Annotated in this window: 16 protein-coding genes; all 16 read right to left on the reverse strand. The window is 39.2% G+C overall.

What is annotated here, in order from left to right:
* Nucleotides 1-101: 101 nt before the first annotated feature.
* The 16 genes from T498_RS17150 to T498_RS16115 all read right to left on the reverse strand — a co-directional run bounded on the left by T498_RS17150 (nucleotide 102) and on the right by T498_RS16115 (nucleotide 22,152).
* Nucleotides 102-1,064 carry a methyl-accepting chemotaxis protein gene (locus T498_RS17150; RefSeq protein WP_028234832.1) on the reverse strand — a complete coding sequence of 321 codons (963 nt, stop codon included), beginning with the start codon at nucleotides 1,062-1,064 and terminating at the stop codon, nucleotides 102-104.
* A 17-nt stretch (nucleotides 1,065-1,081) separates the two neighbouring features.
* Complete coding sequence (locus T498_RS0104150) at nucleotides 1,082-2,176, reverse strand: FIST signal transduction protein (protein ID WP_028234833.1); 1,095 nt, start codon at nucleotides 2,174-2,176, stop codon at nucleotides 1,082-1,084.
* Nucleotides 2,177-2,291: 115 nt separating this feature from the next.
* The gene (locus tag T498_RS0104155) at nucleotides 2,292-5,285 is read right to left on the reverse strand and encodes a coiled-coil domain-containing protein (RefSeq protein ID WP_028234834.1); all 2,994 of its coding nucleotides are present in this window, start codon (nucleotides 5,283-5,285) and stop codon (nucleotides 2,292-2,294) included.
* A complete protein-coding gene (locus T498_RS0104160) occupies nucleotides 5,275-7,824 on the reverse strand; it encodes an efflux RND transporter permease subunit (protein ID WP_028234835.1) in 2,550 nt (849 codons plus the stop codon). Before T498_RS0104160 ends, T498_RS0104155 begins: the two co-directional genes overlap by 11 nt.
* 195 nt (nucleotides 7,825-8,019) lie before the next feature.
* Nucleotides 8,020-8,676, reverse strand: a complete 657-nt coding sequence (locus T498_RS0104165; RefSeq protein ID WP_028234836.1) for a YoaK family protein — start codon at nucleotides 8,674-8,676, stop codon at nucleotides 8,020-8,022.
* 1 nt (nucleotide 8,677) lies between these two features.
* A complete protein-coding gene (locus T498_RS0104170) occupies nucleotides 8,678-9,370 on the reverse strand; it encodes a DNA alkylation repair protein (protein WP_028234837.1) in 693 nt (230 codons plus the stop codon).
* 2 nt (nucleotides 9,371-9,372) lie between these two features.
* A complete protein-coding gene (locus tag T498_RS0104175) occupies nucleotides 9,373-10,743 on the reverse strand; it encodes a sodium-dependent transporter (RefSeq protein WP_028234838.1) in 1,371 nt (456 codons plus the stop codon).
* A 126-nt stretch (nucleotides 10,744-10,869) separates the two neighbouring features.
* On the reverse strand, nucleotides 10,870-11,343 hold the full coding sequence (locus T498_RS14805) for a hypothetical protein (protein ID WP_036977776.1): 474 nt from the start codon (nucleotides 11,341-11,343) through the stop codon (nucleotides 10,870-10,872).
* A gap of 23 nt (nucleotides 11,344-11,366) precedes the next feature.
* The gene (locus tag T498_RS16495; protein ID WP_081779677.1) at nucleotides 11,367-13,202 is read right to left on the reverse strand and encodes a radical SAM/SPASM domain-containing protein; all 1,836 of its coding nucleotides are present in this window, start codon (nucleotides 13,200-13,202) and stop codon (nucleotides 11,367-11,369) included.
* Nucleotides 13,203-13,237: 35 nt separating this feature from the next.
* Nucleotides 13,238-13,537 carry an STAS domain-containing protein gene (locus tag T498_RS14810; protein ID WP_036977778.1) on the reverse strand — a complete coding sequence of 100 codons (300 nt, stop codon included), beginning with the start codon at nucleotides 13,535-13,537 and terminating at the stop codon, nucleotides 13,238-13,240.
* A gap of 18 nt (nucleotides 13,538-13,555) precedes the next feature.
* The gene (locus T498_RS16110) at nucleotides 13,556-15,721 is read right to left on the reverse strand and encodes a SpoIIE family protein phosphatase (protein WP_081779678.1); all 2,166 of its coding nucleotides are present in this window, start codon (nucleotides 15,719-15,721) and stop codon (nucleotides 13,556-13,558) included.
* A gap of 57 nt (nucleotides 15,722-15,778) precedes the next feature.
* On the reverse strand, nucleotides 15,779-17,953 hold the full coding sequence (locus T498_RS14820) for an ATP-binding cassette domain-containing protein (RefSeq protein ID WP_051524583.1): 2,175 nt from the start codon (nucleotides 17,951-17,953) through the stop codon (nucleotides 15,779-15,781).
* A gap of 16 nt (nucleotides 17,954-17,969) precedes the next feature.
* Nucleotides 17,970-20,144, reverse strand: coding sequence for an NHLP family bacteriocin export ABC transporter peptidase/permease/ATPase subunit (locus tag T498_RS0104205; protein ID WP_051524584.1), 2,175 nt, complete (start codon nucleotides 20,142-20,144; stop codon nucleotides 17,970-17,972).
* A complete protein-coding gene (locus T498_RS0104210; RefSeq protein WP_028234841.1) occupies nucleotides 20,141-20,614 on the reverse strand; it encodes a hypothetical protein in 474 nt (157 codons plus the stop codon). The genes T498_RS0104205 and T498_RS0104210 overlap by 4 nt, the downstream gene beginning before the upstream one ends.
* Before the next feature lie 83 nt (nucleotides 20,615-20,697).
* Nucleotides 20,698-20,946, reverse strand: coding sequence for a hypothetical protein (locus T498_RS0104215; protein ID WP_028234842.1), 249 nt, complete (start codon nucleotides 20,944-20,946; stop codon nucleotides 20,698-20,700).
* Nucleotides 20,947-21,615: 669 nt separating this feature from the next.
* A complete protein-coding gene (locus tag T498_RS16115) occupies nucleotides 21,616-22,152 on the reverse strand; it encodes a cyclophilin-like fold protein (RefSeq protein WP_051524585.1) in 537 nt (178 codons plus the stop codon).
* Nucleotides 22,153-22,161: the final 9 nt, after the last annotated feature.

The raw sequence follows: 22,161 nt of genomic DNA on the forward strand, positions 1-22,161 counted from the left end.
AATGAGTTCCACAACAGATTATCTACCATGTAAATAAATACATTCTTTTCGACAAAAAAATGAGCGATGCCTAATGCACCGCTCATTTTATAAATCATTATTTAGAGATTGGTAAGTGGGTCAATCTGCTCAAGAACATTATTCATATCCTCAAACATGAATCCCTTCTTAGTAATCTTAACCTTGATGCTTTCGATATCGTCAGAAACAGTATCAAAGTATCTCTGAGAATCCTCAATATTATCAGAAATAGTATTGATAGATGTCTCGCAGTTTTTAAATACATCAGCCATCTGGATACTCTGATCTGTAACCTCATCAGCAACAGTCTTAATCTGGCCCACAACCTCCTGTGTCTCAACAACCTTATCATGAGATGCCTCGATAGCTTCTTTTGTGTGATCTACCGATTCAACAAGTCGATTGTTGTTCTCGTCAAGAGTCTTCATACTATCAAAGATTGAAGTAACTACGCTCTGAATCTCTGTTGAAAGATTTGTTACTTCATCAGCAACAACGGCGAAACCTCTACCTGCCTCACCGGCACGAGCTGCCTCGATTGATGCGTTAAGAGCCAAAAGATTTGTCTGCTTAGCGAAGCCACCAATCTGCTCAACCTTTTCTCTGATTTCATCAAAGCTTGCCTGGAATGCTTCAAATACCTTCTCTACTTCTGCAATAGTATCAGAAACAGCACTTGAACTCTTATCTACGTTTTCCATACCTTCATGAGATTCATCTGCTGTGGTAACAAGCTTTTTAACAATCTCATCAAAGGCCTGTGTGATTTCTTCGATTGTTCTGAACTCTGCCTTAAATTCATTTACAGATTCAGATACGCTACTATACTTATCTTCAACTACTGCAAATGAATCACTAATTGTCTCAATACCACGAATGGTATCAGCCTCTTCTTCCTGAAGCTTGTTTTTCTGCTCAATAGAAAATCTTCCGACTTCTTTGATGGCTTTAAGTTTATCTTTTAAGTCTGCAGTCTTTTCAATCTTCTGTACTGGCTCAACAACCTGTTCTTCTTTTTTATTCTTTCTACTAAAAAGTCCCATAATCCCCTCCTGCTATTCTATTCAAACACCGCGCATACCATTGTCTGATTTACATGCTGTTTCTTATACTGCTCTCCACCACCAACAATTCCGACATGAGGTCCAACACTCTTCATTGCTGATAAAAAGTCTGTCATATAATTTTGCTGATTGAATAGCAAGTGTCTGTAGATACAATTTACTGAGAAGATAAATGAAATCCTGTTGTTCTCATCCTTTATCTTTCTTCTTGTATCATTGCCAATAGAATCATAATCCTTCAGCTCTAGGATTTGAATCGAATCGTTCTCATTAATTCTCTTGTAGTTAATCAATGAGCCATTATTTCCGATTGCATATGGGCTACTGATAAATATCTCATCGCCAATTACACGACCAAGGGGACTGACGAGGATGTTATCAACAAGTTCTCCTCTGCTAACACCTGCATCCTCGCAATAAACATCTGCTGCAGGTCTGCCGTCAAGTGTAATAAGCTCCTTGTTTGCAAGATTTACTTTTGTAGCAATGTGTGTTTTGCTGCACTCCATTGGTCCAAAAATATTCTCTGAATATGTTCTAATCTTTCCAGACTTATTTTTAATTAAAGCATAGCAACATGCATCTGGGTAAAGTACACCGTTTAGCATTGCATAAGCAGTAGCACCAGCTGGATATCCAAAGATTGTTCCACCAACAATTGGAATTCTTGCTCTTTCTAGCGCAACATTCATTGTTGTTACGAGTCGCTCTTCATCATTTGTGCAGAACTCCATGCAAATAGTGTTGCTATCTCCTGCCTGAATCTTTGACACCCTTTGCTCCAAAGCTGCAATATCTGCTAAAGGTGCTGTAGAAAGATTTCTAATGATTCCAACTTCTGCAGCAACATCACTACCAAACGAAAGTAATATCATTCTCTTATCAGATGACTCTGTATCATAGTACGATGTAGTACTAGTTCCTATAAATGGAACATCTGGAAACTTGCCAGATATTACTTCTGATGCCTCTTTCAAATGTTCATACGAACAGAGCAATACTAATAACGACGGATTGCTTGCTTTTGCCAAAACTTCTGAAACAGCTGAATTGCAGTCTGACTTCATTGAAGTACCTATTGATATTTGCATATTAACTCCTTCCATATTTGAAATAATAACTTGCAAGGAAGATATTACTTTTCCCCAAATTAACACTCTAGATGCAGTATACTACTATATTATGGAAAAAATGTGTCATAACTTATTATTTTTTCTGTATTTTATTATTTTTTTTGTTAATTGCCACAAACATTAGTATTATGATAGCCACGAGTATAATTCCACAAATCACCCATTTGAGTATAGAAAGCTTAGCAAATGTTTCTATTGCAAATGTGCCTTCAAGGCCATTCATCTCACACTGGGCATAGCTTCCAGCTATTTCCACTTTCTTAGATACCCATTTTCCATCAACATATTGGTAGATGTTAAGTCCACCCACATCTCCAACAAAAAATCTTATCTCTGAAACCGGGTCTTCTTCTAATGAGACATCTTGCAAACTTACGTCATAGCATTTAATAACACTATCATCCCTTGTAGGATATGGCTTATCAATCTCTGTGTTCTCCTTAACTGTCAGCGAAGAAACTTCATAATAAACACCTTGCGCCAGAGCAAATGGTTTATTATCAAGTAGCATGTCGGATGCCAATACTGTAACATCGTCAGCATCTTCAGCAACTAAAAACATGTTGCCTGTAATTGTATCGCTATAGACGCCGTTCCATACAAGATGCATGTTTTTCTCTGTTTCAAGATCCGGATATTCCAACTTATCGATGGAAGTACCATAATCCATTTTCTGGGTCTTAACCAGCTTATAGTCGCTATTATAATAATATACGTTCAGTTCATTAAAATGGTCAGCTACAGCTGAGCTTAAAAGCTTATCATATGAAATAACCTCTGCGATGCCGTTATAGCTTACGTTATTAATTCCGCCTAAACTATCATTTGCATAATAATTATTGAAGATACTGTTCATCATATTGCTATGAGCAGTTGTGACATCTTCAACGGAATCACTGATAACATCGCCTATTACTTCACCGCCCCAGTTGGCATCTTCTTTTATTTGGGTAAAGGTGTAACAATTTCTAAGTTTTTTAGCAGCTCCAGCTATACCGCCAACGTAATTCAAGCCCTCGAGATCAGATGCGCTATAGCAATCACTTACAGTTCCCTTGGAGTATCCTACTATACCACCTATATAGTTGCCCTCTTCGGAAATAATTCTGTTCTTGCCCTCGCAGTTTCTAATCAAGCCTAAGCTGGAGTTTCCTACAATGCCGCCTGCATTTTCCTTTCTTAGCTCGATAATTCCATTACTATAGGAATCTTCAAGTACGGCTAAGGTTACATATTTATTGCCATCTACTTTGCCATATCCATCGTTGGCATCTGTTCCCTCTACTGCTATCGCCCCAGCAACACCTCCAACATTTCTATCTCCATTAACGTAGCCTTTGTTATAGCAGTTCTTAATTCTTGATGCATCTTCATTTTCAGCATCAATTGCAGAATAGTCCTCGATAATGTCCTCGCCATTGGCAATTCGCTTCATATTATCAACCTGCTCTTCAGCAAGACTAGTAATATCAGCAAGTTTATCGTTAATAGCATTAATGTCTTTTGTGATAATAGCTCTATTCTTTGACATGCTATCACTCATATCTACTAACGAAGAAGACATATCATCTGTCACTGTATTAACTCTATCATCTGCTTTTTCAGTAACATCGTTAATGTTGTTAATCTCGCTTTGCGCCTTTGAATCAAGTTGCCCTTTAACTTCGTTTCCAACCCATGATGTGTCATACTCTCCTATAGTAGTCTGGGCTCTGTTTACATCAGAATCAAGGTTTTCTATTCTGGAAATGACTGTATTATAATCAAGGTTTGCTATATCTTCGGCTTTTTCTTCTTTGATTTGATCAATATCTTTTTCCGACAGTTTACCTTGAAGCTTCTTTATAGAATCTGACGCATTATCAATTCTACTCTTTGTCTTGTCGACCTCATCGTTGATAGAGTTTGTCATATGATCAGATATAGCATTTATATCTGATGACATCTGGTCTCCATTTTTCTGAACGTCATCTGCTGCATCTCGTATTGAATTCTCAGCATCCTGGCTGGCTGCAGCTGTATCGTCGGAGAGCTGTCTGGAAAGATGCTCCAAATCGTGGATATAAGTTACTAAATCTTCACCTGTTTCCACAATTGTCGGCTCAAACTGACCTGCTATTCCACCGACATCCTGCTTTCCATACACCTTTCCATTATTGGTGCAGGAATCGATTTTACTGCAGAATCTACCGGCAATTCCTCCCACGTTTTTACCTGCATGCTGATAGCCAACAGTACCGTTATTGGTACAATTAGAAATTGGCCCAACGCTGTAGCCAGCAACTCCACCGATATCTACACCAACCTCCAAGCTATCGTAAACGGTTTGTACAATGCTTTCCAAATCAAATGTAGTCACCGAAGAATCTTCAAGCTCTAGCCATCTGCTATCGGAGTTAATATTACCATTATTTGTACAGCCAGTAATTGAGCCTCTATTTTCTCCAGCAATTCCAGCCACAAGCTTCAGACTGTAAACATCCGCTTCATTAGTGCAATTTTCAATCAAGCCAACTCCGCCATTGTATCCTGCGATTCCACCAGAATTGCCTGTACCTGTCACTATACCCTTTGCTGTACAATTTCTTATAGTTCCAGCATTCGTGCCTGCTAACACACCGATGTAGTTATTCTTGTCTAAGGAATAGATTGTTCCATCAATAGTAAGATTCTCAACTACAGCTCCTTCTTCAATATATCCAAAGAAACCGATTGCGCCACTGGACTGATTAATATTGAATCCAGATACAGTGTATCCGTTTCCATTAAACACTCCTGAGAAGGAATCTATACCTGTAAAGTCGTCTATTCCTTCCAGATTAATGTCACTGTCCAAAACAACAGAATACTCCTGGGAGCCACTTCCAACACGGCAGGCATCCGCAAATTTCATAAGCTCTTCCGCAGTTGAAATATGAAGAGCGTTGTCCAATGCTTCTTCAGTAGCCTCTTCTCCTTCTGCTGCTTCCTCTTCCTTCGCGGCATAAGCTGTATCAATCATAGAAAATGACATAATGGAAGATGCCATAACAAGTGCTAAAAATCTTGTAAATCTCTTATTTTTCACGGTCATCACCTCCCATTACAGTGTATGCCTCAATTATTTTGTCCACCTGCTCGTCTGTAAATTGAGGTAATGCAGTGTTTTTGTTTTTAGCGTAACTATCATCGCCCTTGTTGCTAACCCTAAGATCTACTTCGCCAATGATTGTTCCACGCATAAATCCTATGACATCACCTTCAATATGGCCTCGTACAAATCCGTCCACTCGATTTAATCCAATATCTTTAAGATTCTCACCGCTGAGCTGAACGTTCATATCGAATGATGTTTTTTCAATCAGTTTATCTCCAAATAGAAGAATCTGTGGCAGTGCAAACATTACTACGAAGATAGAAATAATTGTTCCTCGACCAAGGCAAACACCGATACCAGCAATACAAGGCTCACTGGTAAGCTGTCCAATCAGAATACCTGCCATTGCAAGCATTGTTCCTGATGTAACGATTGTTGGGAAAGCATAGTTCATAGTATCAATTATGGCATCCCTAGGAGACATGGTCTTCTTTACTTCCTGCCATCTACTTGAAACAACTATGGCATAATCAATATTTGCACCCATCTGAATAGAACTTACAATCAAATATCCCATGAAGAAAAGATTTGTGCTTGTTAAATATGGGAATGAGAAGTTAATCCAGATACAGCCTTCGATGATTAATATCAAAAGCACTGGCATACCAGCTGATTTAAAGGTAAATAGCAAAACTACCAAAACCGCCAACATCGAAACCACATTAACTACTGTGTTATCTCTATCGAATGTTGCTTTCAAATCTTTCTGGCTGGTAGATTCACCCGCAACAACAATGTTTGCTTCATCACCATAATAATTTTTTGCAATAGAATGTAGCTCATCAAGGAATGCAAATGTCTCATCACCTTCCTCTGGAAGAGTCAAAAAAATAAGCATTCTGTCGTAATTTGTTCCTTGAAGCTGATTTCTAGCTATATCAATCTTTGTATATGCGTCTTCAACAGTCTTAGCCTGATCATCGTCCAATGTTATATATTCATCCTCTATCTCACTATGAAGGAATGTAAACATATCAATGAATGGAACTCGATAATCTGTGATGCCACTAATGAGTCTTCCATAGTTCTCGTCATCGATTGCATAAGCAGAATAAAGCAGTTCACCAACCTCGGTATCTATACCAATCATTTCAGAGAATTCTCTGGCATTAAGCTTTTCGGTAAGCATACGGCCGTTCATAGCTTCAGTATTTGCAAGACCAGTTGTGTACTGCACTTCGTCTCTTGAATCCAGATATTCAAGTAAATCAGCTTCTTTTTCATAATCGCCTGATGGCACATTAAGGGCAACCATTGTAGGAGAGCTAAAAGTATCATCAATCAGTTCATTGATTACGTCCTGCTCGCTTTTTGTTGCTGTCTCAAGTGTTGAATATCCATATACATAAGGACATTTTGATGAATAAAAATATCCAAATCCAATCAGATACAGGAATATGATTGGCACAATATATCTTGTTTTGTATGCGAACTTTCCAACAAACGGAATACTTGGTACAAAGCTCCTATGCTTTGTCTTCTTCATTGCTCTTGCAAAAAACATAATAAGACCAGGCATAAGCAAAAATACCGACATCAAGCTTAGCAAAATAGCTTTTATAAGTACCACAGCCATATCAGGTCCTATGCCATACTGCATGAAACTCATGGCCATAAGACCACCAATTGTAGTTAAGCTGGAAGCTGATATTTCAGGTATAGCCTTACTTAACGCTAAAATATCTGCCCTTCTGTAATTGGTTCTCTCTTTTAATTCATTTTTATATTTATTAAGGAAAATAACAGCATAATCTACCGATAGTGCCAGCTGAAGCACTATTGTTACACTATCTGATACGAATGAAATTGTTCCGAACATGAAATTGGTACCTTTAGCAAGAATAGCTGAAGATAAAAAGGTTATTACCAATACCGGAATCTCAGCGTAAGCATCGCTGGTAAATAGCAATACTAAAAATACAATTATTGCAACATACACTGTAATGGATTGCATTTCAACAGCGATTGTTTCGCTTTCCTGGTCGCCTAGTGTTGTTGACACATAGTAATCGTAGCCCTCAAATTCCCCCTCAAGTTTGCTAAGTGCATCCAGGCTCCTATCGTCATCTTCTTCATATATAAACGTGACTGTTAGTAACGCACTAAAATCATTAAAATGGTCGGTGGTGTTATCAAACTGCACCATGGCAACATAGTCTAATGCTGAAATATCATCTACCAAATCTTCCGCCATATCGTAGGTGATATTTTGAACCATTACCTTGCAAGAGCCATAGGTTATGTATTCTTCCTCCATCAAATCCAGACCTATGCTTGTCTCAGAAGTATCTGGTAAATATGCAGATAATGAATTTTCTACTCCTACCCAATTAGCTGCTATAGCAGAAAATATAGCTCCAAGAGAAAACAATAGAACAAACAGATTTCTCTTATCAACGATAAAAGTCGCAATTTTCACCATGAAATTTTCATTCTGTTCTTCTACAATCATTTCCTTATTTTTTGACATTGATGCCTCCTTAATCCCCGTATAAGGATATTTGTCTCTCAAAAGAATATATCGATAATTTTAGTATAGCACTTTAGGATTTAAATCAAATATTACAATCTGGCCCCTTTGTACTACAACCGATTACAATGATAGCTGTCCTGTAAATTAATGCATAAAAAAATCACCTCGTATACTAACAAGGTGATTTTATCTTTATATATGTCGTTTGAACATCATTACAAATGCTACCAGCAAAATGGCACTGCTTCCAAGTATACTTCTGATTCCAAGTATATTAGATACCACGCCTCCAATTCCTGCTCCAATAGCAAAAATTAAAATAATGCCATAGTAATGTAATGCTTTATCTAATGCTTCTGCTTTTCGATTTCGAATAAAGTTAGAAAGGTTATCCGTGCCACTTCTAAGATTGCCAATACACATTGTACTTGCATATGGGTATCCGTTAACCTTTCTAAAGGTCTGCACCTGCATTGCACAGGACATAGAAACTAATGCATTGGCAAGCATATTTAAATTATCTGGGATAAAGGCAACGGCAGCCAGTACTATAATCTCTATTAGTAGAATCATCTGCCGCCAGTGTAATTTCTCAGAACTCTTGCAAAAATATCCAAATTGCTCCGAGATTATGACTCCTATGGCAAAAGCAACTATAGGCATTAAATAATGTAAAGCTTTTAGCCAATCTCCCATCATAAAGTGCTGGCTCATAAGAACTATATTGCCAGTCTGTGCATTTGCAAAAACATTACCTCTAATATTGTAGGTGTATGCATCCTGAAACCCGCCTGATAAAGAGATAATAGCTGATAGTAAAAATGATTCTGATGTCTGTCTCTTTTTCATGTTATGACTGCTTTCGTTTAAGTGATTTTAAATACTCTTTGTGTTCATCGGTTACTCTAAAGCTTTCAACCGATTTTTGGATTGTCTTATTGTGTGTCCACACATCAAGAGCATCATTTTCAATATAGCTGATAGCATCAGCATATTGCTTAGCAAGCGCAGTAGCGAAATACCAGGCAATTGCCATATTGATATAGTACTCATCAGATTTTACCGATGCCACAAGCTCAAGATATTTCTTATCAAAATCATCATCTAAAAACTGGGACATCAATGTGACTATAGCAAATCGCACCGTATAGGTATCATCAGAACGAATCCATTCTTCTATTTTTGATACAAGCTTGTCTCGATTCTTTTTGAAGGATTTCGGTGACATTTGATCACAAGTGGCCCAATTATCTATATAAGGAAGAAACTGTTCCAGCCTTGCGATACATTCATCGTAATCCTTAATCTCTGAAATGATAAAAGCGTGAATCTGATTCTCATCAAAGTACTGATGTGGCAAAGCATCTAAAAACTCCGCCACATCCCCTCTCTTACAGTAACCTTTCGCAAGCTTTCTAAGGACTGGAGTCCTGACACCTATGGCCGATTTCTCCGCTATAGTAGGTGTAAGCTTGCTTTGAAAGTCTCTGTATTTAATATCCTGATTTGAAAATAAATCTGCTCTAATATCTTCTACTATCATATTTACATTGAAATGATTCCAAACACGTTAAGTATAGCACTAACTAAAATAATAACAACAAATGCTGGGCATAAAAATCTAATCATGAATCTAAAGATTGCTTTTCTTCTAAATGGATGGTCGCCCTGCTCTACCTCTGCCTCAAGAGTTGCAATAGTCATATACTTTACAACTAAAATGCATGTTGCAAATGCTGCTATAGGCATCATTACTGAGTTTGTAATAAAATCAAAAAAGTCTAAGAACTGCATTCCTATGATTTTTATATTGGCAAGTGGTCCATTACCAAGAGATGATAAGCTACCAAGGATAATCATAATTACAGCCATGATGTTTACACCAAACTTACGGCTCCAACCAAATTCATCTGAGAATGTAGATACAGCACTCTCTGTCAAAGCGATAGCACTTGTAACTGCTGCAAATAAAACTAAAGCAAAGAATAAAATACCAATTACTCTACCAAATCCCATGCTTGCAAATATCTTTGGCATTGTAATAAACATAAGTGATGGTCCAGCATTAAGTGTGCCCTGGTCTCCGCCTGAGAAAGCAAAAACAGCTGGAATAATCATAAGGCTGGCAAGAATAGCAATCGCTGTATCGAAAATCTCTACCTGCTCTGTAGATTCCTCAATACTAACTTCTCTCTTAACATAAGAGCCAAATGTAATTAAAATACCCATGGCAATTGATAGTGAATAAAACATCTGACCCATGGCAGTAACAATTGTCATAATAGAGAAGTTCTTAAAGTTAGGTATAAATAAATACTTAACACCAGCAAGTGCGCCTGGTCGTGTAACTGAGTAAATACAAATTACTACAGCCAGAACAACTAATATAGGCATAACAAATTTGGATACTCTCTCAATTCCGTTTTCAACACCCATATAAATAACTACAAGTACAAGTATTGCAAATACGATAAACCAAAGCTCTGTTTCAGCACCGTTTGTGATGAATTCACCAAAGAATGTGTCACTGGCAATGGCTTTAACATCGTTTCGAATATATTCAAATAAATACTTGCATACCCATCCACCAATTACTGAATAATAAGGCACGATGAGAATTGGGATGATTGCATTAAGCCAACCTCCAAGTCCCATGAGCTTATTATTGTTACTGATTCTATTAAATGCTCCAACCGGACTTTTGCTTGTATGGCGACCTATGGCTGTCTCCGCCATAATCATTGTGTATCCAAATGTTAATGCTAAAACTATGTATACAATTAAGAAGATTCCCCCACCATACTTAGCACACAAATAAGGGAATCTCCATATGTTTCCTAATCCAACAGATGCTCCTGCAGCAGATAGAACAAATCCAATCTTACCCGAAAAGCTGCCGCGTTTCTTTTCTTTCAATTTCTAAATTCCTCCATATCACTTTAATACTTTTAAGCTTTAACACTTTACGCTGCTAAACTCGTATTTAGGTAGTATACCAAAAAAAATTGCTTCTAGGAAGAGCCCTGAAGCAATTTTTTAAACTTATATTATATTTTTTATTCTATTCATTCTTTCATCCAGCTGGTGATAAACCGGTGTAAGCGGCCACGGCATAAGCTCTATGTATTCTTTATCAGATGGGTTCAATGTTGCAATTCTTTTAATAAAGCCTTCATCTTTTGTATATAGAAGTTTACCAAATTCACATTTAATATATTGCTTATCTGAATTATCAACAGTTTCTGTCACTCTACGAAAGCTGATTCTACCAAAACTATCCTGTTCCTTTATATATGAAGCTTTCTCATGGGATTGCTTAGGCTCATCGAGGCAAATCATTCCTATATTAATGAAGTGCTCCCACATATAACCTGCAATCTTTTCTTTTGAAATAGGATAATCTAATCTATCTGATATCTCAGATATGGAATATCCCAAATCAGCTAAATGGCGCACTGCACCACCTGCTGCTGCATCGTTTATAAAATTTGATAAGGCTTTGTTGAATTCTTTCATAGTTTAGAAAATAAGTATCACTTCTATTTTTTCCAGCACATCGGATCCTCAGCCTGAAGGTCACCAGTGGCATTATATCCTACGGCACGACATCCTCTGCACCAGTTAAGAAGCTCACAATCCTTACATTTCTTAATATTCTTAACTTCTCTGTAGCTCTGCGCAAGATTGCTTTCACGTACCATTGCAAGATTATCAGTCTTCATATTTCCGATTACGCTTTCCATGCGCCTGCATGCCATAATATCCCCGTTGGCAAGAATGGCTACACCCTGTCCCAAATGACAGCCGTCACATATTCTATCGGGATTTGACTTAGAATACTCTGGAACTTCGAAATCCCCCAGCTCATACTGTAGCAGCGTAAAAAGATGATCCTTTAGACCAAATTCTGTCCTTATGCCCGCCTTCTTAAACTCTTTACGCTTATTGTAATATTTAAGAAGAAAATCCCTATACTCTTCTGGTGATGGATATTCCTCCTTTGCTTTTTCCGGTGAGGTAGCACAATACCTTGCGAAGGTAAAGGACTGTACACCGCATTCAGCAGCTACATCCATACATTTCAGGATATCGTCAAGATTCTGCTTGCTTGCCGTTGCCATGAACTGAACATACATCCCAGCTTCTTTAAAATATCTTACAGCATCTATCGTAGCCTTGAAACTTCCAGGTTTTCTCAGTTTATCATGGAATTCCTCCAATCCGTCAAGGGACATCTGATACTTGTAACAACCTAGCTGTCTTAGTCGCTTTACTACTTCGGTACTTAAGTGGAACGGATTTCCCATGATAAGCCACGCTATACCTCTTGTGTGCAGTTCCTCCGCGAAATCCCAGAATCTTGGATGAAGAATCGGATCTCCTCCACTTATGGCCAGCGTAGGATACCCTAGATGTTTTGCTGAGTCCTCCGTAACCTGATCTAGTGTATGCATGAGCTGTTCCCAAGATGTTGATACACATTTTAGCCTTGCATCCTCTGCGAACAGATAACAGTGCTTGCAGCGCTGATCACATTCGTCCGTTATATGCCACTGATATGCATTTACGCGTTTCATCCTAATCCTGCCTAATGCCTGGTCCTTATCTGTCAGAATGATTCCTATCCTGCAGTCCTTTACCTTTCCCTCGTCCCATATAATTCTTACATAAGCAACGTCTATACAGCAGATTATCTGCCTATATCCAGACTCTTTATCATAGAATGGGAAGGAATGGTTTACAGAAAGGGAATCAAGCCCTGAAATCACCTCATCACTAGCACCATACTCATTAAGGATGCTTTTTATGGTCTTGCTGTATTTCTTTGTTGAAAAACGATGTGTAGCATCAGAGTTTCCTGTTGTAAAGGTCAGTTCGCTGACATTTCCCTCTCGCTTTATTCGATACCTAACTAAGTATTCACTCAGCCGCTCCATGATGCTGTTAAGCTCATTTATTTCCTTAAGATCATCATGACTTTTAAGATCAATTGAATCTGAAAAATCATTCTCTCCTGTGAAGCTCCTTAACCCCTCCGACGTAAGCTCAACTCCTGTGAACATACCACATTGCTCAGGCTTAAGGACAGGCTCTATTATGCTGTTCGTAAAATATTCACCGTCTGTTGTATAATTGATATAATAACATTCCCTACTATTAAGGACTGACGCAATCCTTACAGCTTCTCCCGTAAGCAATGACATTTCTACATATGTATCTGGTAAATACCCCTTCGGTAAAAGAGCTGCCAGTTCATCTGTTTTCCATTCAAATACAGTGGAGTCCTCAAACAGCTTTTTTTCTCTCAGTCTGGCTAACAAAAACTTAAAGATATCTTCTGAATCTACAGGTAATACTCTTCTTATCTTGTCCATACATTTTCCTTTACATTTATCTTATGACTTTTCAACTAATCCTCAATGATAAATTCATCTAAAAGATTTGTTATCTGAAACACGTCCCTAACTGGCTCATTAATATGTCTTATTATCATCTCACCCTGGTCATCCATAATCTGGGCCGCTTCCATAAGAATACGAAGTCCCGCACTGGATATGTATGAAAGCTCTGCGAAATCAAATACAAGCCTTTCCACACCATTCAACTTACCATCCATTTGCTTATCCAGCTCCTGGGAAGTAAGAGTATTCAACTTCCCCTCAAGTGTGATTACAAGCTCCTTGTCATTCCTATCCATCTTAATATTCATTGTATCCCTCCCTCTACATTATTTCTTTCCGTGATATTCAATACATAGCATGGTCAAATCATCAAACTGCTCCTCATCTCCTGCAAACTTTCGTACTTCTCGGTCTACATTGTGAGTGATTTCTTCAGGCGATAAATCAGCTACATCGTTTAATGCCTTCAAAGTCCTGTCCATTCCAAACAGCTCCCCTTCAGCGTTCATTGCCTCCTTCACACCATCTGTATATACAAAAAGCTTTGAACCTGGCTTCATTTGTATCTCATAATTGGTATACTTCCTGTTCTTCCTGATTCCAACCATGATTCCATGAGGCTCCTCATATGTCTTAAACTCACCATCCGGTTCCTTAAGAATCGGATATTCATGTGCCGCATTTGAAGCGACAACAAGTCCTGTATTTATGTCAAGTATAGCCACCCATACTGTAACAAACATCTTTTCCTTATTATTGGAAAAGATAATATTATTAACATCCTCCAAAGTCTGATGAGGGTCACGACAGGAAATAATCTGGCTTTGGATAATACTCTTTGCCATCATCATGAACATGGCAGCGGGGATTCCTTTCCCTGATACATCGGCAATTACCATAGCCAGGTGATCCTCATCTACAAAAAAGAAATCATAAAAATCTCCTCCCACTTCCTTTGCCGGTGTCATAGATGCATATATTTGAAACTCTGTTCTCTCAGGAAATGCAGGAAATATGTTTGGCAGCATATCGGTCTGGATGCGGGTAGCAAGGTTCAGCTCTGTTTTAACTCGCTCCTTCGCCAACATGATTTCCATTATCTCATCAACGTAATCTCTCATCTTCTCAGTGAGAATTCCAAAAGACTCCGCCAAATCCTGTATCTCGTCCCCCGTTCTGTATATGTCCTCCATTTCAAAGAACATATTGAGACCGCCCATCTCTCTCATAGATTCAGCAAGCTTTGAGATAGGTTTCACTTCCTTTGCGGATATCCTGCTTATAATAGCCACAGCAACAGTAATCATGATTATCAACATGATAATTGCGCCAACAAGCGACTTGGCAAACCTGTTATTCTGCTCAACAATCGTTTGCCTTGAAGACTCCCTCATTTCTGCCAAAAGATCATTTGCAGGATCCATTATCTCATCAACGGAGACGAACATTATCTGTGCCCATCCACATGTTGCAACGGGTCCGTATGCTGCATAGTAATCCTCCCCGTCTACCTTCAAGCGACAAACTCCGAACTTACTATCAAGAGCCTCATTAATGATTTGACTAAGCTCAGGATTAACGGTCTTTCTGATATCATGGGAAGCATCTTCCGGTTCCTTCAATTCACCAGAAGTACGATAAGTAGCTTCTAGATGTCCTTCCCTGTTTACAAGCACCGAAAACCCAGATTCACCGATATCTCGCTCTTTTATATAATTAATTATGCCGTCTAATTCCACAGCACCTTCTATAACTGCAACCAGCTGGTCATCAACATAGACCGGCATACTGTATTCCATTTCACTGTGCCCGCTGAACTGACTCTTATCAATGGATGAAAAATATATACCGTCTGCATCCACAGCTCCATAAAACCAAGGGCGTGCTGTTGGATCAAAATCCTTTATTTCTCCATTCTCATCAAATTTCCGGTCTGAAACACTGTCCACAGAAAGGGTCACTCCATCCGGAGTGCATATCAAACTTTCTATCGCTCCATAATCTGTTCCCACCATCTCTGTCATCATAGGCTCAAGATTGGCCAGACGCTGCATCATTTCATAGGTCTTTGGATCGATATTATCGTATCCGTCTGGTGCAATAAGCTGCAATGCTGGCTTCCCGGCATTTTCCATCTGGGGTGGAAGTATCTGCTTTTTTTCATACATCTTAGGATGTCGGAACACATCCTCCACCTGGCTGCGTAATGTTATTAGATCATGCTCTAAGAACCTGAATTCATCATCGGTACAGTCAGTCGACCAGGTAATAACGGACATCAGACTCTGCTCTGTATTATCAGTCATGACAGTTCCTAATCTGTCCTGTATAAGTCCTGACTGACTCTCCTCCTCAGATTTCATCACATTCTGGAGATTGAACAACTGAAAACAGAATATGCCAATAAAGATTAGGCCCATTGTCAGCGCTAAAATGATTATGAATTTAATCAGTTTCCCTGCGATTCCCCGGGATTTTAGAATCTGTTTCATACGGAATCACTACCTCTTCTCTAATCATTATTATATCTAAAATATCCTCTTAAACTGTCACAGCTGCTGCCTTCTTACAAGCTCAGCAAAAGCTCCATTCTTAGCGATAAGTTCATCATAAGTGCCTTCTTCAACAACATGTCCCTTATCAAGATAAATGATACGATCGCAATCAATTATGGTTGATAGTCTGTGTGCGATGATAATCCTTGTACATTTCATCTTACCTATCGCATCCGAGACAGCCTTTTGGGTTATATTATCAAGAGCACTTGTTGCCTCATCAAAGAAAATAACAGCAGGTTTAGTTGCGATAGCTCTGGCAATCAAAATCCTCTGCTTCTGGCCACCAGAAAATCCCTTACCTCCTGGCAATACTACTGTATTCATCTCAAGAGGCATCTTTCTTATATCATCCGCAACCCCGGCAATCTCTGCTGCTTCCCATGCTTCCTCAGATGTAATACCATTTCCGGCAAGGGTAATATTTGCATGAATAGACCCTTGCATAAGCTCGCCATTTTGAAGTACGGTACCTATGTGTTTGCGAAGAGAGGACTTATCAAGTGAGCTCAATGGTTTTCCGTCATAAAAAATCTCTCCCCTTTTTGGTTTTTCAAACCCTAGTAGAAGTTTCATCAATGTTGTCTTTCCACAGCCGGTAGTTCCGACTATGGCAACATATTCTCCCCTTCTGATATTGAGAGTCAAATCATCCAAAACAGGTGGCAATTCATCATCATATTTAAAATAAAGGTTCTGAATCTGTATATCTCCCTTTAAGCTGTGAACGATTTCCTTGTCACCTTCGGTTTCTGGAATGAACTTCATGGCAGGCTCAAGCACATTAAAAAGTGATATCGTTCCCGCAAGGGTATCAACGGTGCCTGATAAAGTCTGAAGAGAAGCGGTCACTATACTGAAAGATGCTATGAAAGAGTAGTACTCAGGCATCTTTATATCAGTCATAAAGGCAACAAGATAAATCAGCGCGGTGCCTGTCAAAAGAATCACCGGAGTGAGTATCGTATATATTTTCGCAAGAAGCGGCGGATTGTAGGTCTTCTCTACAGCGTTCTTATATACCGACGCCCATCTGGAGAATGCTCGCTTGGAGGCTCCTGTAATTGTGATTTTGTTTATTCCATCTATGAGACTGTAGGTGATGCCCGACTCCATAGCCTTGCCTGCCATCATGTCTGTTTTTGTGTGATACAGTATCTTTACCGCCTCATAGTTAAAATAGACTATTACAGCTATTATGAGGGATGCTACTGCTGCCAGCTTTGGAGAAAATATATACATCTGTATTATGCACACAAAGGAACACAGCGACGTAAGTATAGTGGAAAGGCTCATATCCAGTATATTCTTGACAATATTGTACATACTGCCTATTCTTTGCCCTAAATCACCTGCCGCAAAATTTTTAAGCTCATCGACAGGCGCATTGAGGGTACGCATCATAAAAGCCGCCTGAAGTGGTATTGTAATTTTGGTGCTTAACAATATGGAAATTCCCTGCTTTATAACTGTGAAAACAAAAACAGCTGCAGTTGCTAAAAGAAGCATCAACGTAACAGTAATAAGCACACTGACATCAGATGAATTTATAACATCCGACATAAGGAAACGGGTCATTGCAGGTGTTACCATTCCCATTAGTATCACTATAAAAGTAGCAGCTATAAAAACAAGAACCTCATTCATGGAAACAAAGCTTAACATAAATCTTATTATGTCCGAAACTTTAAGCTCCCTTTGTGGAAGAGATTTGTAGAATAGCAGCGCTGTTGGTTCAAACTGCCCTGCCTCTGCCCGAGTGATTTTCTTTCTCTTACCATCCTTTGGATTCGTATATGTATAACCAGACAGTCTGCCCGGAATCAATGCCGTATTCTCACCATCAACAGTTGTCCCAAGCATTACACCCGTAGCATTTTCATACCAGTCATCGGTAAGGGTTACCTCTCTCCACATTATGCCCTGTGGTCTGAAATAATTCTCTAAAAGCTCTGTTATATCTTCTGTCAGAATATCCATATCAGGCATCTTTATGTTAAGGCACCTTGCCACCCCTTTGAGTGCATTCCTTAAGACAGCACTGTCATCGCCGAAGTCTTCCCATATCCTGTAGCCTGTTACAACATCCACAAGCCCCTGATATGCATCGGAAAACATCCTGTCTTCATATCTTTTTTTCTTTTTTACCTGTTTATCAAAATAGCTCAAAGTCAATCTCCGGAAATCAGCTGTTCATTACAAGTTTTTTATAGAAACCATCATGCTCCATTAGTTCATCGTGAGTTCCACGTTCTATGATTTCGCCCTCATTAAGAACTACTATCTCATCGCAGTCACGTATTGTTGAAAGGCGATGTGCAACAACGATGCAAGTGATTCCTCTTTCACGTATAGCATTTACAACCCTGCTCTCCGTTGCCGCATCAAGGGCGCTTGTAGCTTCATCAAGAATGATTATTGACGGGTCTGTTACTAGAGCCCTCGCAATTTCAAGCCTCTGTCTCTGTCCGCCCGAAAAATCATAACCGCCCTCCTGAATACGATAATTGTAGCCGCCCGGTCTTTTCATGATTTCTTCGTGTATCTGTGCATCTCTTGCCGCTATAACTATCTCAAAATCCTCAATTGATGCATCCCACATGCTTATATTATTAGCTACAGTATCGTTAAACAGCATAATTTTTTGATCTATTACAGCTACGGAACCCCTGAATTCACTCTCGGGGATATCCTTCATTTCTCGTCCATCAAATGTAATCTTGCCTTCCCATGGTTCATACAATCCTGAAACAAGTGATAATATTGTTGATTTTCCGCACCCCGTGCTTCCAACAACAGCCACACTCATGCCCGGTTCTATCTTAAGGGAAAAATTCTTGATGATAGGCTCCTCAAGGGACGCATATCCAAAGGTCACATTTTCTATATTGACACTGCCTCCAAGCTTTTGATACTTATTTTCAGGTTTATCCGCAGCAAGAAGATTATACACAGGATAGCTCATAACATCTTCTATCCTTTCCATATCAGTCCTCATCTCCTGTATCTTCTGCTCAGAGCCTATGAACTGTTGTGCCGGACTCATGAAGGAAGTCAGCAGTGCCTGAAATGCCATCAACATTCCAGCGCTAAACCTGCCCATCATTACAAGATAAACGCCTATACTCAGCACAAGCACTGAAGATAGCATCATCAAGGCAGACGGAATACTTCCTATAACCCTTGTTACTCTGTCAAATTGCACAAATGAGGAATTAAGATTGGCTTGATAACCTGCCCATCTTGCGAAATACGTGTTTTCAGCGCCTGCTGCCTTTATAGTATCTATAATAGAAATACCAGCCATGGTCGAAGACATCAGTTTACCAACGTCACCCTTTATCACACGCATAATATTTATACGGCGGACAGCCATATAGTATGTGACCAAGACATTTACAAATACCGTCATGATACCGACGGTGGCCAAAATAAGATTATATCTGAACATAAACACGGCATAAATCACCATCATGACCGCGTTTATAATGAGTGGTACCAGCTGCATGATAAAGGTTTCAGCCACCTTTTCTGCAGCACTCTCATTCTGCTGTATTGTACCCACTTCCCTCTGTGTGAAAAAGCGTGCAGGCATATGAAGAACATGCCACATATATCTACTGCTCCCCTTTACACCCAACACACCAAACAGCCTCAGCTGGTATATTGACTGGGCACATCCCACAGCAAGCATTATGGCACATAATATCACAAGCATTATAAAAAATGTAGGAAACCATGAGCTGCATCTTTCTCCAAGTATGTAATCAACATATACACGTGAAAAAGCAGGTGTGAAAACACCTATAAGTGCAGTCACAACTGATGCAGTCACAACAAATATGAAAGTAGGTTTAGCCCCCGCAAGGCTCTCCTTCATATAGGAAAGCATACTCTTCCTACTTCCCTCTGGTACAAAGCCTTCGCCTGGAGACATAAGTATACACAGCCCTGTATATGCATCATCGAATTCCTTCATGGATATCTTGATGCTACCTCGTCCCGGGTCGTTTATGTAGACCTTATCCCCACGTCTTCCACACACAACTACGAAATGAGTGAAATTCCAATGCACGATGCATGGGTAATCCGCCTTCTCAAAGAATTCATCCACATCGTATCTATAGCCCTTGGCATTCAGACCGTAGATTCTTGCCGACTTGGCGATAGTGGACATCCTTATCCCGTCTCTTGAAACGGCGCAGACGTCTCTTATAGTGGAAAGCGGCACCCATTTGCCATAGTATGCCAATACCATAGCAAGTGACGCCGCTCCACATTCCATTTTTTCCATCTGCATTATCATCGGTACTCTAGCAATACCTTTTTTCTTTGGACCTCCAGGATTCATCCTTATCATTTTCCTCCAGCAAGAAAAGAAATCGGTCTAATTGATTCCGTCAAAACACTCGCTCTGTAGGTACCGTCCTCAAGATCACTTTCTGCATAAATCACACGATACCATTCGCAGCCTTTGTTTAAATATCGTATATCATTGGGAACCTGATCCTGATAGTAGAGACTGTTTCCAATCTCTTCAATCGTATATTCCTTATCCTCTATCACCACCTGCATTCCCACATTCATTCGTTCTACATCCTCGGCATTGAAATAGCAGGTAAGCCTGCCGTTATCACTTGAGGCTGCACCGTCTATATTAAGGTCTATCCTTCCGATAAATGCCCACAGTAAAAAAACAGCAATCAGCAGACCACCGCCAAGCACCATTACCCAGCTTGCATAACCGTTGACTCTTATATATCCATCCAATAATTCGACTTCAGATGCCTTTTTGACATTCTTTTCTCTGAATATACTCTTATCGCCCATATCTGTTCCCTACTGCCAGCTTTTCTACGGCACATCGAACCCTTGTCCTTAATATCTCTTACAGATAGTTACGTTCATTTTGTTTACCAGCAGCAAGATATATAGCCACAATAGCAGCCTCCACCTGCTGCATTATCCAGCTCATCATCCGATACTTCCCCGGATACTTTCTTCTTCATTATTTCCTTTTCTTCATCAGTCAACTCAACACCGTACTTTTCGAATATCTCTTTTTTTGCTTCTTTTGTTGATTCTCGTAATTCCTTTAAGAAGTCATCCCTCTTGTCCTCTGCAACCTTATTAAGCAGCATCTCCATTTTCTTATTTCCCATAGTGTACCTCCTTCAAATTGCGATTCCCCTTCGCAAACTATTTACAGTAATTGTTAATATTATACCATGGAATATACACTAGAATGGAATATACATTAAAAAATCACAATCTGTGGCTTAAAAGAAAGGCTTTGATATATGGAATTTCACAATATGTGTAATATTGTTTTTACAAAGCAAAAAGCCCAAGAACTATTCATTCTAGGGCTTATCTATTGTCGCGGTGTCTGATGCTGGAATGGCCAGACTAATTGTCTGCGCTAGCATCCCCACAGCCTGTGTTTGCATATATGCCGCATTCATCTACTAGCATTACATTTAATCCATCATTTAAGATAGTAGTCTTGCGGCTTATCAAACTAGCGAAGATACACTATATGCAATTTCGCTAGTAATTGCCAGGTAAACCTTACTAGCACATTAGCTCAATTTAATATCTCGCTAGTATTAGCTATCAGATTCCTACTAGCTTATGATAATAACACGGTAATCCGCTAGTAATCACACTCTGAAAGCTACTATTGAAATGCAGAAAATGACTACGATGCTAGTAAATGCACTATATGTAATTATCTTTTATTATTGGGTAATGTAATTGAAATGAAAATAGATAAAATCCCAGCAGCCATAATGGCCACTGGGATGTAGATTGCCTCACTACTCATAAGCTTATTCAGCAATACTTATTGTTACATTAACGTCCCCGGCACCAAGCATTTTTTTCATATCCTCCGCAGATGTATTTTCAATATGCCCGAGCTTTGTATAAGCCCAGCTATTTGAACCGTAAAACACTACCAGCTGATTACCTGAATACAAAACAATGTCCCCGGCACTTGTAGTCATCTGCTTATCATTCCTTGGAATAGACTGACCAATAGAGCCAACCTGCTCAAAGTCGCCATACATATCCATATCAATGATGATTGGTTTATCTTCAGCCAGATTCTTCAAAGCTTCTACTGATTCATTTTCTTCCCAGATTACCTGTATCTCTTCATCATTTATATAAAGCTTAAGCATATTTTCCGTCGACCTTTCATCATTAGTAATTACGTCTTCTTCATCCTTTAAGTGATTTTCCGTTTCCGTATTACTGTTCGTTTTAGCCTGTGCATTCTCATTATATCCACATCCAGTAAAGAGGGTTACAGCCATCACACATAATGCTGTAAGACTTGTCTTTATTATCAAAACCTTACTCATCGTCACCTC

This window comes from Pseudobutyrivibrio sp. MD2005 (assembly GCF_000621865.1).
In the GTDB taxonomy this organism is placed as follows: Bacteria; Bacillota; Clostridia; order Lachnospirales; family Lachnospiraceae; genus Pseudobutyrivibrio.

What these genes read in the sequence shown, in the direction of transcription:
- T498_RS17150 (WP_028234832.1), bottom strand. Translation starts at nt 1,064, where the DNA reads ATGGGACTTTTTAGTAGAAAGAATAAAAAAGAAGAACAGGTTGTTGAG.
- T498_RS0104150 (WP_028234833.1), bottom strand. Translation starts at nt 2,176, where the DNA reads ATGCAAATATCAATAGGTACTTCAATGAAGTCAGACTGCAATTCAGCT.
- T498_RS0104160 (WP_028234835.1), bottom strand. Translation starts at nt 7,824, where the DNA reads ATGTCAAAAAATAAGGAAATGATTGTAGAAGAACAGAATGAAAATTTC.
- T498_RS0104165 (WP_028234836.1), bottom strand. Translation starts at nt 8,676, where the DNA reads ATGAAAAAGAGACAGACATCAGAATCATTTTTACTATCAGCTATTATC.
- T498_RS0104170 (WP_028234837.1), bottom strand. Translation starts at nt 9,370, where the DNA reads ATGATAGTAGAAGATATTAGAGCAGATTTATTTTCAAATCAGGATATT.
- T498_RS14805 (WP_036977776.1), bottom strand. Translation starts at nt 11,343, where the DNA reads ATGAAAGAATTCAACAAAGCCTTATCAAATTTTATAAACGATGCAGCA.
- T498_RS16495 (WP_081779677.1), bottom strand. Translation starts at nt 13,202, where the DNA reads ATGGACAAGATAAGAAGAGTATTACCTGTAGATTCAGAAGATATCTTT.
- T498_RS14810 (WP_036977778.1), bottom strand. Translation starts at nt 13,537, where the DNA reads ATGAATATTAAGATGGATAGGAATGACAAGGAGCTTGTAATCACACTT.
- T498_RS16110 (WP_081779678.1), bottom strand. Translation starts at nt 15,721, where the DNA reads ATGAAACAGATTCTAAAATCCCGGGGAATCGCAGGGAAACTGATTAAA.
- T498_RS0104205 (WP_051524584.1), bottom strand. Translation starts at nt 20,144, where the DNA reads ATGATAAGGATGAATCCTGGAGGTCCAAAGAAAAAAGGTATTGCTAGA.
- T498_RS0104210 (WP_028234841.1), bottom strand. Translation starts at nt 20,614, where the DNA reads ATGGGCGATAAGAGTATATTCAGAGAAAAGAATGTCAAAAAGGCATCT.
- T498_RS0104215 (WP_028234842.1), bottom strand. Translation starts at nt 20,946, where the DNA reads ATGGGAAATAAGAAAATGGAGATGCTGCTTAATAAGGTTGCAGAGGAC.
- T498_RS16115 (WP_051524585.1), bottom strand. Translation starts at nt 22,152, where the DNA reads ATGAGTAAGGTTTTGATAATAAAGACAAGTCTTACAGCATTATGTGTG.